The sequence below is a fragment of the Streptomyces sp. NPDC031121 genome (genome assembly GCF_055570615.1).
On the sequence record NZ_JBVIGV010000009.1, the window covers coordinates 348462 to 360919 of the forward strand.

The 12458-nt window shown below is 74.6% G+C and carries 14 protein-coding genes; 5 read left to right on the forward strand and 9 right to left on the reverse strand.

Annotated features, from left to right (window positions below; translation table 11 throughout):
• The first annotated feature begins 122 nt into the window (after positions 1–122).
• From ACZ462_RS19370 to ACZ462_RS19380, 3 genes are all read left to right on the forward strand, one after another.
• A complete protein-coding gene (locus ACZ462_RS19370; RefSeq protein WP_467804209.1) occupies positions 123–2645 on the forward strand; it encodes a DEAD/DEAH box helicase in 2523 nt (840 codons plus the stop codon).
• A gap of 61 nt (positions 2646–2706) precedes the next feature.
• Entirely contained in the window at positions 2707–3624 is a 918-nt protein-coding gene (locus ACZ462_RS19375; protein ID WP_467804207.1) for an acyl-CoA thioesterase, read from the forward strand.
• Positions 3625–3632: 8 nt separating this feature from the next.
• Entirely contained in the window at positions 3633–4034 is a 402-nt protein-coding gene (locus tag ACZ462_RS19380) for a YchJ family protein (protein ID WP_467804206.1), read from the forward strand.
• Here the strand turns inward: ACZ462_RS19380 and ACZ462_RS19385 are convergent.
• The 6 genes from ACZ462_RS19385 to ACZ462_RS19410 form a co-directional block, all read right to left on the reverse strand.
• Entirely contained in the window at positions 3998–4840 is an 843-nt protein-coding gene (locus ACZ462_RS19385) for a DUF6397 family protein (RefSeq protein WP_467804205.1), read from the reverse strand. The genes ACZ462_RS19380 and ACZ462_RS19385 overlap by 37 nt on opposite strands.
• 108 nt (positions 4841–4948) lie before the next feature.
• Positions 4949–5347 carry a roadblock/LC7 domain-containing protein gene (locus ACZ462_RS19390; RefSeq protein ID WP_467804203.1) on the reverse strand — a complete coding sequence of 133 codons (399 nt, stop codon included), beginning with the start codon at positions 5345–5347 and terminating at the stop codon, positions 4949–4951.
• Positions 5348–5506: 159 nt separating this feature from the next.
• Positions 5507–6160, reverse strand: a complete 654-nt coding sequence (locus ACZ462_RS19395; RefSeq protein ID WP_467804202.1) for a GTP-binding protein — start codon at positions 6158–6160, stop codon at positions 5507–5509.
• Positions 6160–6564 (reverse strand): DUF742 domain-containing protein, encoded by a 405-nt coding sequence (locus ACZ462_RS19400; RefSeq protein ID WP_467804201.1) that lies wholly within the window; start codon positions 6562–6564, stop codon positions 6160–6162. Before ACZ462_RS19400 ends, ACZ462_RS19395 begins: the two co-directional genes overlap by 1 nt.
• The gene (locus tag ACZ462_RS19405; protein ID WP_467804200.1) at positions 6561–6998 is read right to left on the reverse strand and encodes a roadblock/LC7 domain-containing protein; all 438 of its coding nucleotides are present in this window, start codon (positions 6996–6998) and stop codon (positions 6561–6563) included. Before ACZ462_RS19405 ends, ACZ462_RS19400 begins: the two co-directional genes overlap by 4 nt.
• On the reverse strand, positions 6995–7744 hold the full coding sequence (locus ACZ462_RS19410) for an MHYT domain-containing protein (protein WP_467804199.1): 750 nt from the start codon (positions 7742–7744) through the stop codon (positions 6995–6997). The genes ACZ462_RS19405 and ACZ462_RS19410 overlap by 4 nt, the downstream gene beginning before the upstream one ends.
• 158 nt (positions 7745–7902) lie before the next feature.
• Here ACZ462_RS19410 and ACZ462_RS19415 point away from each other — a divergent pair, with 158 nt between their 5' ends.
• The gene (locus tag ACZ462_RS19415) at positions 7903–8562 is read left to right on the forward strand and encodes a class I SAM-dependent methyltransferase (RefSeq protein WP_467804198.1); all 660 of its coding nucleotides are present in this window, start codon (positions 7903–7905) and stop codon (positions 8560–8562) included.
• A 46-nt stretch (positions 8563–8608) separates the two neighbouring features.
• Here the strand turns inward: ACZ462_RS19415 and ACZ462_RS19420 are convergent, their stop codons facing one another.
• The gene (locus ACZ462_RS19420) at positions 8609–9523 is read right to left on the reverse strand and encodes an oxygenase MpaB family protein (protein WP_467804197.1); all 915 of its coding nucleotides are present in this window, start codon (positions 9521–9523) and stop codon (positions 8609–8611) included.
• 138 nt (positions 9524–9661) lie between these two features.
• On the opposite strand from ACZ462_RS19420, the gene ACZ462_RS19425 reads away from it, so the two are divergent.
• A complete protein-coding gene (locus ACZ462_RS19425; RefSeq protein WP_467804196.1) occupies positions 9662–10450 on the forward strand; it encodes a hypothetical protein in 789 nt (262 codons plus the stop codon).
• A 91-nt stretch (positions 10451–10541) separates the two neighbouring features.
• Here the strand turns inward: ACZ462_RS19425 and ACZ462_RS19430 are convergent, their stop codons facing one another.
• Both ACZ462_RS19430 and ACZ462_RS19435 read right to left on the reverse strand, forming a co-directional pair.
• Complete coding sequence (locus tag ACZ462_RS19430; protein ID WP_467804195.1) at positions 10542–10724, reverse strand: hypothetical protein; 183 nt, start codon at positions 10722–10724, stop codon at positions 10542–10544.
• A 96-nt stretch (positions 10725–10820) separates the two neighbouring features.
• Positions 10821–12239: an amidase gene (locus ACZ462_RS19435; protein ID WP_467804194.1), complete on the reverse strand. Its 1419-nt coding sequence runs from the start codon at positions 12237–12239 to the stop codon at positions 10821–10823.
• Between the last annotated feature and the right edge of the window lie 219 nt (positions 12240–12458).

Below are 12458 nucleotides of genomic sequence, written 5' to 3' on the forward strand. Positions count from 1 at the left end.
GTGCCCGCGGGCCCCGCCGAACGCGTCGCGCGGTCCCGATCGACGGCTCAGCGTACCTGCGATGATCTTCTTTCCTTCCGCCGGTTCCCTCATCCGGGCGGAAGGCAGGCAAGATGGGGGGTGTGACCCTCATTGATCAGCTCCCGCCGAACGCCGACCCCGACGCGCTCTTCGAGGCCTTCTCCTCGTGGGCGGAGGACCAGGGCATCAGCCTGTACCCGGCCCAGGAGGAGGCGCTGATCGAGGTCGTCTCCGGAGCGAACGTGATCCTGTCCACCCCGACGGGCTCCGGAAAGAGCCTCGTCGCGGCGGGCGCGCACTTCACCGCGCTGGCCCAGGACAAGGTCACCTTCTACACCGCTCCCATCAAGGCGCTGGTGTCGGAGAAGTTCTTCGACCTGTGCAAGCTGTTCGGCACCGAGAACGTCGGCATGCTCACGGGCGACGCCTCGGTGAACGCCGACGCCCCGGTGATCTGCTGCACCGCCGAGGTGCTGGCGTCCATCGCGCTGCGGGACGGCAGGTACGCCGACATCGGCCAGGTCGTGATGGACGAGTTCCACTTCTATGCGGAGCCGGACCGCGGCTGGGCCTGGCAGATCCCGCTGCTGGAGCTCCCGCAGGCGCAGTTCGTCCTGATGTCGGCCACCCTCGGCGACGTGAAGCGGTTCGAGGAGGACCTGACCCGCCGCACCGGCCGCCCGACGTCGGTGGTCCGCTCCGCGACCCGGCCCGTCCCGCTGTCGTACGAGTACGTCACCACGCCGATCACCGACACGATCACCGAACTGCTGGAGACCCGGCAGGCGCCGGTGTACATCGTGCACTTCACGCAGGCGCAGGCGGTCGAGCGGGCGCAGTCGCTGATGAGCATCAACATGTGCACCCGCGAGGAGAAGGACAGGATCGCCGAGCTGATCGGCAACTTCCGCTTCACCACGAAGTTCGGCCAGAACCTCTCCCGCTACGTCCGGCACGGCATCGGCGTGCACCACGCGGGGATGCTGCCCAAGTACCGGCGCCTGGTGGAGAAGCTCGCCCAGGCGGGCCTGCTCAAGGTGATCTGCGGCACCGACACCCTCGGTGTGGGCGTCAACGTCCCCATCCGCACGGTGCTGTTCACGGCGCTGACGAAGTACGACGGCAACCGGGTGCGCACGCTGCGCGCCCGCGAGTTCCACCAGATCGCCGGCCGGGCCGGGCGTGCGGGCTTCGACACGGCCGGCTTCGTCGTCGCCCAGGCGCCGGAGCACGTCATCGAGAACGAGCGGGCGCTGGCCAAGGCGGGCGACGACCCGAAGAAGCGGCGCAAGGTCGTCCGGAAGAAGGCGCCCGAGGGTTTCGTCGCCTGGTCGGACACCACCTTCGAGAAGCTGATCGCCGCCGAGCCGGAGCCGCTCACCTCCCGGTTCAAGGTCACCAACATCATGCTGCTGTCGGTGATCGCCCGTCCGGGCGACGCCTTCCAGGCGATGCGCAGCCTCCTGGAGGACAACCACGAGCCGCGCAAGGCCCAGCTGAAGCACATCCGGCGGGCGATCGCGATCTACCGCTCGCTCCTGGACGGCGGGGTGGTCGAGCAGCTCGACACCCCGGACGCCGAGGGCCGCACCATCCGGCTGACCGTCGACCTCCAGCAGGACTTCGCGCTGAACCAGCCGCTGTCGACGTTCGCGCTCGCCGCCTTCGACCTGCTGGACCCCGAGTCGCCCTCGTACGCGCTGGACATGGTGTCCGTCGTCGAGTCCACCCTGGACGACCCGCGGCAGATCCTGGCCGCCCAGCAGAACAAGGAGCGCGGGATCGCGGTGGGCGCGATGAAGGCGGACGGAATCGAGTACGAGGAGCGGATGGAGCGGCTCCAGGACATCACCTATCCGAAGCCGCTGGAGGAACTCCTGCTCCACGCCTACGACGTGTACCGCAAGAGCCACCCGTGGGTCGGCGACCACCCCGTCTCCCCCAAGTCGATCATCCGCGACATGTACGAACGCGCGATGACCTTCACCGAGTTCACCTCCTTCTACGAGCTCGCCCGCACCGAGGGCATCGTGCTGCGGTACCTGGCGAGCGCCTACAAGGCGCTGGACCACACCATCCCCGACGACCTCAAGTCCGAGGACCTCGAAGACCTCATCGCCTGGCTGGGCGAGCTGGTCCGACAGGTCGACTCCAGCCTGCTCGACGAGTGGGAGCAGCTGGCGAACCCGGAGCTGGAGACGGCGGAGGAGGCCCAGGAGAAGGCCGACCAGGTCAAGCCGGTCACCGCGAACGCGCGCGCCTTCCGCGTCCTGGTCCGCAACGCCATGTTCCGCCGGGTCGAGCTGGCCGCCCTGGACCGCATCGACGAGCTGGGCGAGCTGGACGCCGACTCCGGGTGGGACGCCGACGCGTGGGGCGAGGCGATGGACGCCTACTGGGACGAGTACGACGACCTGGGCACCGGCCCGGACGCGCGCGGCCCGAAGCTGCTGCAGATCGAGGAGGACCCGGCGCACGGCCTGTGGCGAGTCCGCCAGACCTTCGCCGACCCGAACGGCGACCATGGGTGGGGCATCAGCGCCGAGGTCGACCTGGCCGCCTCCGACGAGGAGGGCCGGGCCGTGATCCGGCTGACCTCGGTCGGCGAGCTCGGCGCGCTCTGACCGACGCCCGCAGCCGACCGGAACCGCCGGAACCGCCGGAACCGACAGTGGAGAGGCCCTGATGACGAACCCCGCCGAGAGACTCGTCGACCTGCTCGACCTGGAGCAGATCGAGGTCAACATCTTCCGCGGCGCGAGCCCGCAGGAGTCCCTCCAGCGGGTCTTCGGCGGGCAGGTCGCCGGCCAGGCACTCGTCGCCGCCGGCCGCACCACCGAGGGCGACCGGCCCGTCCACTCCCTCCACGCGTACTTCCTGCGCCCCGGCATCCCCGGGGTGCCGATCGTGTACCAGGTGGAGCGGGTCCGGGACGGGCGGTCCTTCACCACCCGGCGCGTCACCGCGGTCCAACAGGGCAAGACGATCTTCAACCTCACCGCCTCCTTCCACCATCCGGAGGAGGGCAGCATCGAGCACCAGCTGCCTCCCCGCCTCGACTTCCCGCACCCGGACACCCTGCCGAAGGTCGCCGACGAGATCCGCGCCCACCTGGGCGCACTGCCCGAGGCGCTGGAGCGGATGGCCCGCCGCCAGCCCTTCGACATCCGGTACGCGGACCGGCTCCGCTGGACGCCCGAAGAGCTCAAGGGCGCCGATCCGCGCAGCGCGGTGTGGATGCGCGCCGTCGGCCCGCTGGGCGACGACCCGCTGGTGCACACCTGCGCCCTCACCTACGCCAGTGACATGACCCTCCTCGACGCCGTGCGCCTCCCCGTGGAGCCGCTGTGGGGCACACGGGGCTTCGACATGGCGTCCCTGGACCACGCCATGTGGTTCCACCGGCCCTTCCGCGCGGACGAGTGGTTCCTGTACGACCAGGAGTCGCCGATCGCGCACGGCGGCCGGGGCCTGGCCCGCGGCCGCATCTACGACCTGGAGGGCAGGCTGCTGGTCTCCGTGGTCCAGGAAGGACTCTTCCGCCCCTATCCGCCCGGGCGGCCGCAGCCGGCCGCTCCCGCCGAACCGACCCCGAAGAGCTGAGCACACCCATGCCGAGCCCGGCCCACCCCTGCCCCTGCGGGCTGCCCGCCGCCTACCCGGACTGCTGCGGCCGCTTCCACTCCGGCGCCGGGCAGGCGCCCACCGCTGAACTGCTGATGCGCTCCCGCTTCAGCGCCTTCGCCGTCGGCGACACCGCCTACCTGATGCGCTCCTGGCACCCGGCCACCCGCCCCGACCGGCTCGACCTCGACCCGGGGCAGCGCTGGGTGAAGCTGGAGATCCTGGGCACCGACCGCGGGGGGCTGTTCGAGACGGAGGGTTCGGTGGAGTTCCGGGCCCACTACCGCGAGGGCCGGCACACGGGCTCCCTGCACGAGAACAGCGCCTTCAGCCGGGAGGGCGGGGCCTGGGTCTACGTCGGCCCCCTCTCCCCGGTCGCGTTCGACTGAGCCCGCGCCCCGGTCAGCGCGAAGTCCAGACTGGTGCGGTACCCCTGCACCTCGTCCGGCTGGTCGGCCAGCAGCAGCCGCTGCGCCACGGCCGCGGCCGCCGGGATCTGCGGGTGCCCGTACGGCGGGGGCGGGCCGAGCGCGGCGAGCACGATCCGCTCCGCCGGGTCCGGGGCGGCCCGGGCCACCTCCTCCTCCGGGAGGACGGAGGCCAGGACGGCGGCCCGCTCCCAGGGGCCGGCGGTCCGGCCGAGCAGCAGCTCCACGTGCCGGTCGCGCCACCGGCGGGGCCGCAGGTCCGCCCCGCGGGCCATCAGCTCCCGGTCCTGCGGGGTGACGCCGCCGTGCAGCAGGGCCGTCCGGCGCACCCCGAACTCCCGCAGCTCCGCGGCGAGGTAGAGCCACACCACCGCCCGGTACCGGTTGATGCGGTAGCCGACGGGGGTGAGGTGCCCGCACCGGGCGAGCCGGTTGAACCGGGTCGGCCCGATGCCCAGCACGGCGGAGGCGGCGCCCGCCCCGGCCATGGTCTCGACCTGCGCGCGGAGGGCTTGCGGGAATCCCTCGGCCGCCCGGACGCGGTCCAGCTCCGCCCGCGCGTACCGCGCCGCGCCGCCCGGGGCGGGCGGTCCAGCCCGTACGATGCCGAGCTGCACGGCCCGGGCGAACTCGCTCCTGTTGAGGCCGAGTTCTGCGGCGGCGCGCACGCCGCCCACCGCCTCTCCCGGCGGCAAGGGCTCGGCCCCGCCGGCCGCCGGTACTGCGGCTCCCCCGCCCGTCTGGCACACCCGCGTTGCGAGCTCCATGGCAATCCCCTCCGTCGCAGTCACTCTGTGTGACGAAGGTAGCCCGCTGCCGCCACTCTGCGCGAGGCCTGTGGACAACCCGCCCGAAGCGCCGCGCCCCGGCGCCCGTCAGCCTCCGGTGATCCGCCGCTCGGTCACACCGAGGTGCTCCCCCACCCGGTTGACCAGCAGCGTCATCTCGTACGCGACCTGGCCGACGTCCGCCTCCGACGCGCTCAGGACGCACAGCGAGCTGCCCGCCCCGGCCGCCATGACGAAGAGCACCCCCTCGTCGAACTCGACCATCGTCTGCCGTACTTCACCCGCCCCGAAGTGCCGCCCCGACCCCTTGGCCAGGCTCTGGAGCCCCGCCGCCACGGCAGCCAGGTACTCGGCGTCCTCGCGGACCAGGCCCGCGCTCGCGCCCGTGACCAGGCCGTCGTTGGAGAGCACCACCGCGTGCCGCACCTGCCGGACCCTGCGGGACAGGTCGTCCAGCAGCCAGTCGAGCTGCTTGTCCCATGCCATGTCGAGCCCCTCCCCGCCGACGCCGCCGCCGCGGCCGCGCCACACCCCGCGTACCAGTGCCGCAAGCCTTCCCCACCGGTGGCTCCCCGGCAAGGAGGACGCCCCGCGGAGAAGGGGCCGTTCCGGGGCGCCCGCCCGGCGCGGGGGCCCGCGCCGGGCTCAGCCGGCGCCGGGCCGCGCCTCCACGGCCTCCAGCAGCCGCGCCGTGTGCACGCGTCCGGCGTACTCGACGAGCCGGATCAGCACCTCCTTCCCCGAGTCGTGGTCCCGCGCGTCGCACAGCACGACCGGAGTCCCCCGCTCCAGGTCCAGGGCGCGCGCCACCTCGTCCGCCGCGTAGCGCCCGGAGTCGCTGAAGCAGTTGACGGCGACGACGAAGGGGATGCGCCGGTGCTCGAAGTAGTCCACCGCCGGGAAGCAGTCCTGGAGCCGCCGCGTGTCCGCCAGCACCACCGCCCCGAGGGCGCCCAGCGCCAGCTCGTCCCACAGGAACCAGAACCGGTCCTGGCCCGGTGTCCCGAACAGGTAGAGCGAGAGCCCCGACCGGATGGTGATCCGCCCGAAGTCCATCGCCACGGTCGTGGTGGTCTTGCGCTCCACCCCTCCGAGGTCGTCGACCAGCTCCCCGGCCTCGCTGAGCCGCTCCTCCGTCCGCAGCGGCCTGATCTCGCTGACCGCGCCGACCATCGTGGTCTTGCCGACCCCGAAGCCGCCCGCGACGAGGATCTTCAGCGCCAGCGCCGCCACGTCCGCACCCTCGTCCGCGTCGGCGGCCGTCTCCGGCCCTGCGGCCACGTCCTGGTGTCGTCCCATCACAGTGCTCTCAATCCCTCGATGACGTCCCGCAGGATCCGTTCCTCCGGCAGCCGGGCCGGCGGCACAGGCCGGCCGACCCGCACGTGTCCCGCCTCCAACAGGTCGCCGAGCAGCACCCGCACCACCCCCACCGGCAGGTCGGCGCCGGCGGCGAGCTCCGCCACCGCCGGCGTCCCGGTCCGGCACAGCCGCAGCAGCGCCTCGTGCTCCGGCCCCGGCAGGGCGCCCGCGCCGGCGCCGGCCTCCGCCGCGACCAGGGCGATCAGGGCGACCAGGGCGAAGCGGACGCCGTGCCGTCCGGGTTTCGTACGCCCGCCGGTGACCCCGTACGGGCGTACGGGCGGGCCCGCGTCGGCGTCGTACCAGCGGCCGTCGTCCGCCGGGCCGGCCGTCCCGCTCACCCTGCGGCCGGTGGCCGGGCCGCGGACCGCGGCCGGGTGTGCAGGTGCTCGCCGACGCGCTTCACGAGCCGGGCCATCTCGTACGCGACCAGCCCGACGTCGGTGCCGGCGCCGCTGAGGACGGCCAGCCTCGAGCCGTCGCCGGCGGCGGCGACGAACAGGAACCCCCCGTCCATCTCCACCAGCGTCTGGCGCACGCCCCCGGCGTGGAAGTGCCGGCCCGCGCCCTTGGCGAGGCTGTGGAAGCCGGTGGCGACGGCGGCCAGGTGGTCGGCGTCCTCGCGGTCCAGCGCACTGGACGCCCCGACGGCGAGCCCGTCGCGGGAGAGGACCACGGCGTGGCGGACCTCCCGGACCCGGACCACCAGCTCGTCCAGCAGCCAGTCCAGACCGCCCCTCCCGGGGATGCCGCCGTGTGCCTGGTGCTCGCTCATCGTGTGTCTCCTTCGCCGCCCGGGCGGGCGGGCTTCTCCTGTGCGCCCCGGATCCAGCCGGCCCGGTAGGCCGCCATCCGGTCCCGGGCCTGTTCCGGGCCGCGCCCCGCGGCCTCCTCGGCCGGGGGGACCGCGGCCTGCGTCTCCTGCCGGGGCGGAAGCCCGCGCAACTGCGGCGCCAGACCGGCCTGGCGGGTCCGGCGCGGCAGCCCGGCCGGCGCGGCGGCGGGCGCGGTGACCGCCACGGCACGGGGGGAGGGCGCCGGCACGGCCGCTCCCGTACGCGGGTGCGCCGGTGCCGGCGGCTCCGCGGCAGCCGGGTCGTAGGAGACGCTGCCGTGCAGGCGGAGGGCGGCCATGCCCAGGTAGTGCATGCCGGCGACGCCGAGGCCGGTGGTGAGGCCGCCGACGGCCAGGGCCCGGCCGCGGCCCTGCCCGTATCCGACGGCGAACACCCCGGCGCCGACGACCACGACGGCGACGACCAGGCTGAGGACGGTCAGCGGCACGTCGTAGTGGATCTCCGTGCCGGTGACGTGGAAGCCGAGCATGGCGACGAAGTGCATGGTCCGGATGCCGGTGCCGATGGCGGAGGCCTCGGTGAGGAGCCGGTTGCGGCGCGCGGCTCCGGTCGCGGCGAGCGCGCGGACGGTGCAGCGCAGGCCGAGGGCAGCGCCGACGGACGCCATCACGTATGGCAGGACGGGCGTCAGCCAGCCGTACGCCGCGTGGTCGAGGTGTCCCATGGCCCCGGGACGCTAGTCCGGGTGAGGGCGCGAACAAGGGACGCATTTCGAAAACCGCTGGAACTGCTGGAATATGACAGAGAAACGTCCGGGTCCGACCGCGGGGCGCGACAGGTTGCCCTGCGGACCCGGGCAGGGCGGTGCGGGATCATGTGCCCATGACCGAGGACCGCACGCACTCCCCCGAGCCCGCAGCCCGTCCGGCTCCCACCCCCGGCGAGCCGCACACGCACGCGTCCGTGCAGGAGTTCTTCGGCGCGCGCGCCGCCGGCTGGGACGAGAAGTTCCCCGACGACGGCCCCGCCTTCGCGGCGGCCGTGGCCGAGTCCGGGCTGCGGCCGGGCGACCTCGTGCTCGACGCGGGCTGCGGCACCGGACGGGCGCTGCCCGCGCTCCGGGCCGCCGTCGGCCCGGCCGGGACCGTCCTGGGCGCGGACCTGACCCCGCAGATGCTGGACGCCGCGCGGCGGGCCGGACGGGACGCGCAGGGGACGCTGCTCCTCGCGGACGCGGCCCGGCTGCCGCTGCGCGACGCGGCGCTGGACGCGGTGTTCGCGTCCGGGCTGATCGCGCACCTGCCCGAGCCGGCCGCGGGCCTGCGCGAGCTGGCCCGGGTGGTGCGCGCCGGCGGCCGGCTGGCCCTCTTCCACCCGATCGGGCGGGCGGCGCTGGCCGCGCGGCAGGGCCGCGAGCTCACCCCGGACGACCTGCGGGCCGAGCCCAACCTGCGCCCGCTGCTGGCCGGTTGCGGCTGGGAGCTGGTCTCGTACGCGGACCTCGACAGCCGCTTCCTGGCCGTCGCAGTGCGCTGCCGCTGAGGACGTACGACGTCCCCGGGCGCGGGGCCCGCGGAGCCGCCCGGGATCACGCCGGGGGCTGGGCCCCGGCCCCGCTCGGCCGGCGCTGGTGCGGTACGGGGCATCCGCCGGAGCCGGGCAGCGGGAACGTGCCGAGCTCACCCACGTCGTAGCCGTCGCGGTAGCCCTTGATCTCCGGGTTCTGTCGGGCGTAGTGCGGGGCCCTGCGCGGGGGCAGCAGCCGGACGGCCCGCCCCCGCAGCCGCAGCGCGCCCCGGACGAGGCCGCGGACCCGCGGGTGGGGCCTCTCGAAGCGGAAGGCGTCCAGCAGCGCGTCGTCCAGGAGCGCGAGGCCGGCGCCACGCACGGCCGGTGCGAGCGGGGCGGGGTACCAGGAGGCCATCAGGTCCAGGGTGGCGTCGGCGACCCTGCGGCCGCCCTCGTCCCAGCCGAAGTGCTCGGCCTCGTACGCGTCGAGGGCGGCCTCGAAATCCTCGAAGGAGCCCGGGATGTCCTTGATGCCCATGTGGCGGCCGAGGGTGGCGTAGTAGTTGGCGGAGGCCCGGCGCTCGTGGCCGGTCATCTTCCGCCAGCCGTAGGCGTCCAGCCAGCGCGCCGGGATCACCACGAACGTGCACAGCACGTAGCGCATCTCGTCGTTGGGGATGTCGTGGCTGCGGTGCATCTGGTTGATGCGGCGGATCGCGGTGCGGGCGGTCTCGTGCGCGAAGCCGTGCTCGACGACGGCGTCGAGGAGCAGCGCCGTGTCGTCGTAGCGCTTCTGCGCGCGCTCGGTGAACTCCGCCGTCTCCGCCAGCAGCCGGCCGATGCCGGGGACCGCGTAGGTCCGGAAGAGGGCGAGCTCCAGGGCGCGGGTGAAGTCCCAGGGGAACTCGTAGGTGGCGGTGAGCCGGTAGATGGCGAGGAAGTCCTTGTCCGGGTCCAGCCCGAGGATCTCCCTCAGCCGGTCGTAGCGCTGCACCGGATGCCCCTTTCTGTGGCGGGCGCCCCACTCTACGTGCAGGTGGAAACCTTGGAAATCGGCGCCCGCGGGCTCTCGACGGGGAGGTTACCGGCTGGTTAGGGTGCGCCGACGGGCGGCGAGTGACCGGGAGGCCAGGTGTCCGAGGACGAGGGCGGCGGTTCCCTCTGGGTGCTGACCGCGGTGCTGCTGACCCCGGCCGGGTTTCCGAGCGTGCTGGGCGACGACTTCCCCGAGGCGTGCGCGCTGCTGGGGGTGGATCCGGACCCGCGGGGGTACGGGCTGGTGCTCGGGCAGGACGAGGAGGGGGCGCGCTGGACGGTCGTCGTGGACGACGTCTCGCTGGTGGCCGCCGCCATCGCCGCCTGGGACTGCGGCGTGGAGTACGACCTGTCGCCGGACGAGCGGACGGTCGTCGCCTCGCTCGCCGGCTGGCCGCTGGAGCTGACGGTGGCCGCGTCCGGCCTGCCGGAGCCGCATGATCCGGAGCAGGGTGCGGACGGTACGGGGCGCGTGCCGCTGGCGCCGCCGTCCGCCGACGGCTGGGGTCCGGTGCAGCGGCGGCTGGGCGCCGACCAGGTGGCCCGGGAGTGGACCGAGTGGAGCGGCCGCGTGGCCGCGGACGGCGGCGCGGCCGCGGCGGCGCATCCCGGGCTCGCGCGGGCGCTGGCGGAGGCCGGCGCGTACACGCGGACGCCGCCGCCGCCGGGCCGGGTGCGCTCGGCGTTCGCGGGCGAGGGCTCCCGCACCCTCCGCGCGGACGGCCCCGGCTGGTCGCTGGTCGCCGGGACCGGCGACACCGCCTTCGTCCTGCTGGACGAGGAGCCGGGCGGGGTGCTCCCGGTTCCGGACGGCGGGCAGGACGGGCTTCCGGACCTGCCGGAGCTGCTGGAGGCGCTGCACCGCCTGGCCGCACGCCCCGTGTGACGGGGCACCGGCAGGAGGCCGGAACGCCGCACCGGCGGGAGGGGAGCCGGTCGCCGCGGCGGTCGGCGGCCGGGCCCCGGTGCACCGCCGGTCAGCGGCCCAGCTGCCTGCGGGAGACGTCCCGTACGCGGCGCCGCTGGGAGGGGTCCAGCAGCAGGTACGCCGCCGCCGGCACGCCGATCAGCACCAGCAGCCCCGCCCAGAACCCGACCAGGGCGAACAACACGATCGCCGCCAGGACACCGGCAGCCGCGACTCCCGCGCGCTTGGACATGGGACACCTCCACCCGTCATTGCACGGCCTCTCGCCGTCACCCCTTCAACGCCCGGCCCCGCCGCAGCGTTCCCGCCCGCCCGGGCCGCCGGCGCGTCACAGGTCCTGGAGGCGGCGGAAGGGCCGGTCCGCCTCCAGCTCGAACGCGATCTCCAGGAGGGTGCGCTCGGCGCCGGGACGGCCGGCGAACATGACGCCGACGGGCAGGCCGTCCTCCGTCGCGTGCGCCGACGGGAGGGAGATCGACGGTGTCCCGACGACGTTGTCGACCGGCGTGAACGCCACGTACGTGAGGATCCGCTCGATGAGCTGCGGATAGGGGACGGTCGGGCTGAGGCGCCCGATCCGCGGCGTGGTGTGCGCGAGCACGGGCGACAGCAGGAGGTCGAAGCCGCGGAAGGCGGCCGCGTACGCCACGGCCGTGCTCCGCAGCCGGCGCAGCACGGCCGGGGTCTGCCGCCAGACCGCCAGGTACGACTCGCGGAGGCCGCGGCTGAGACCGTCCATGCGGCGCCGGTCGAAGTCCGCGCCGAGGCTCCTGCCGGTGGCGCCGATCAGGAAGGACAGCATCCCCCAGTAGGCGAGGAAGTCGTCGGTGAATCGCGGGTCGACCGCGACGACCGCCGGCTCGACGGTGTGGCCGAGCCGTTCGAGGCCCGCCGCGGTGGCGAGGACGGCGGCCCGGGTGGCGGCGTCGGTGCGCACCCCGTTCGGCGAGTCGGTCAGCAGCCCGATGCGCAGCCGCCGCTTCGCGGGGCCCTCCACGAGGCCGACGGGGGGCAGCTTCGGGCTGCGCCGGTACGCCTCCGCGGCGGCGAGGAACGCGGCGGCGTCGCGCACCGAGCGGCTGACGACGCCGTCGGTGACGATGTCGAGGGGCAGCATGCGGCTCTGGGCGTTCGCGACGACCCGGCCGCGGGTCGGCTTGAGGCCGACGAGCCCGCAGCAGGCGGCGGGGATGCGGATGGAGCCGCCGCCGTCGTTGGCGTGGGCGACGGGCACGGCTCCGGCGGCGACGAGGGCGGCGCTGCCGCCGGAGGAGCCGCCCGCCGAGTACCCGGTGTGCCAGGGGTTGCGGACCGGCTCGGCGCCCTCGAACTCCGTGGTCGGGCTGAAGCCGAACTCGGGGAGGCGGGTCTTGCCCAGCACGGTGACGCCGCTGCTGAGGAACTGCCGGGCGAACGGGGCGTGCTGGCGGGCGGGCCGCGGGCGGAAGGCGGAACTGCCGTGCCCGGTGGGCAGTCCGCGGTAGTCGGTGTTGTCCTTGACGAAGGTCGGGACCCCGGCGAAGGCGCCGTTGCCGGGTGGGCCGGCGAGGGCCGGGGGGCCGCTGTGCACCTGGACCGCGCGGAGCCGGGCGTCGACCGCGCGCACCCGCTCGTCCGCGTCGCGGGCGGCTTCGGCGGCGCCGACCTCGCCCCGCCGGATCGCGTCGGCGAGGCCCACGGCGTCGTGCTCGCCGAGGGCGTCGTCCCGGAAGGCGTGCACACTGGTCCGTTCGTCGGACACCGTCACCGCTATACCCCCGCCCAGCCGCGTGTGTGGTCGGCCGCCATCATTCCCTACCGTCGGGTAACACGCGAGGGGGCGGACGGCATCGGCCCTGAGGGGCGCGTGACAGCACCGGTTGGCCGGAATGCGCCGGGCAGCGGCCGCTGCGGGGTGGTGCCCGGCGGGACGCGCGGCGCGTCGCGATTGGGTTCCGATCGGGACTCCGGTTGGCAACGGGCGCGC

Bases quoted from the DNA above. Each gene is read 5' to 3' on its own strand.
- ACZ462_RS19405 (WP_467804200.1), bottom strand. From the start codon at position 6,998: ATGAGCGAGCACCAGGCACACGGCGGCATCCCCGGGAGGGGCGGTCTG.
- ACZ462_RS19390 (WP_467804203.1), bottom strand. From the start codon at position 5,347: ATGGCATGGGACAAGCAGCTCGACTGGCTGCTGGACGACCTGTCCCGC.
- ACZ462_RS19395 (WP_467804202.1), bottom strand. From the start codon at position 6,160: ATGGGACGACACCAGGACGTGGCCGCAGGGCCGGAGACGGCCGCCGAC.
- ACZ462_RS19410 (WP_467804199.1), bottom strand. From the start codon at position 7,744: ATGGGACACCTCGACCACGCGGCGTACGGCTGGCTGACGCCCGTCCTG.
- ACZ462_RS19430 (WP_467804195.1), bottom strand. From the start codon at position 10,724: ATGTCCAAGCGCGCGGGAGTCGCGGCTGCCGGTGTCCTGGCGGCGATC.
- ACZ462_RS19375 (WP_467804207.1), top strand. From the start codon at position 2,707: ATGACGAACCCCGCCGAGAGACTCGTCGACCTGCTCGACCTGGAGCAG.
- ACZ462_RS19380 (WP_467804206.1), top strand. From the start codon at position 3,633: ATGCCGAGCCCGGCCCACCCCTGCCCCTGCGGGCTGCCCGCCGCCTAC.
- ACZ462_RS19415 (WP_467804198.1), top strand. From the start codon at position 7,903: ATGACCGAGGACCGCACGCACTCCCCCGAGCCCGCAGCCCGTCCGGCT.
- ACZ462_RS19385 (WP_467804205.1), bottom strand. From the start codon at position 4,840: ATGGAGCTCGCAACGCGGGTGTGCCAGACGGGCGGGGGAGCCGCAGTA.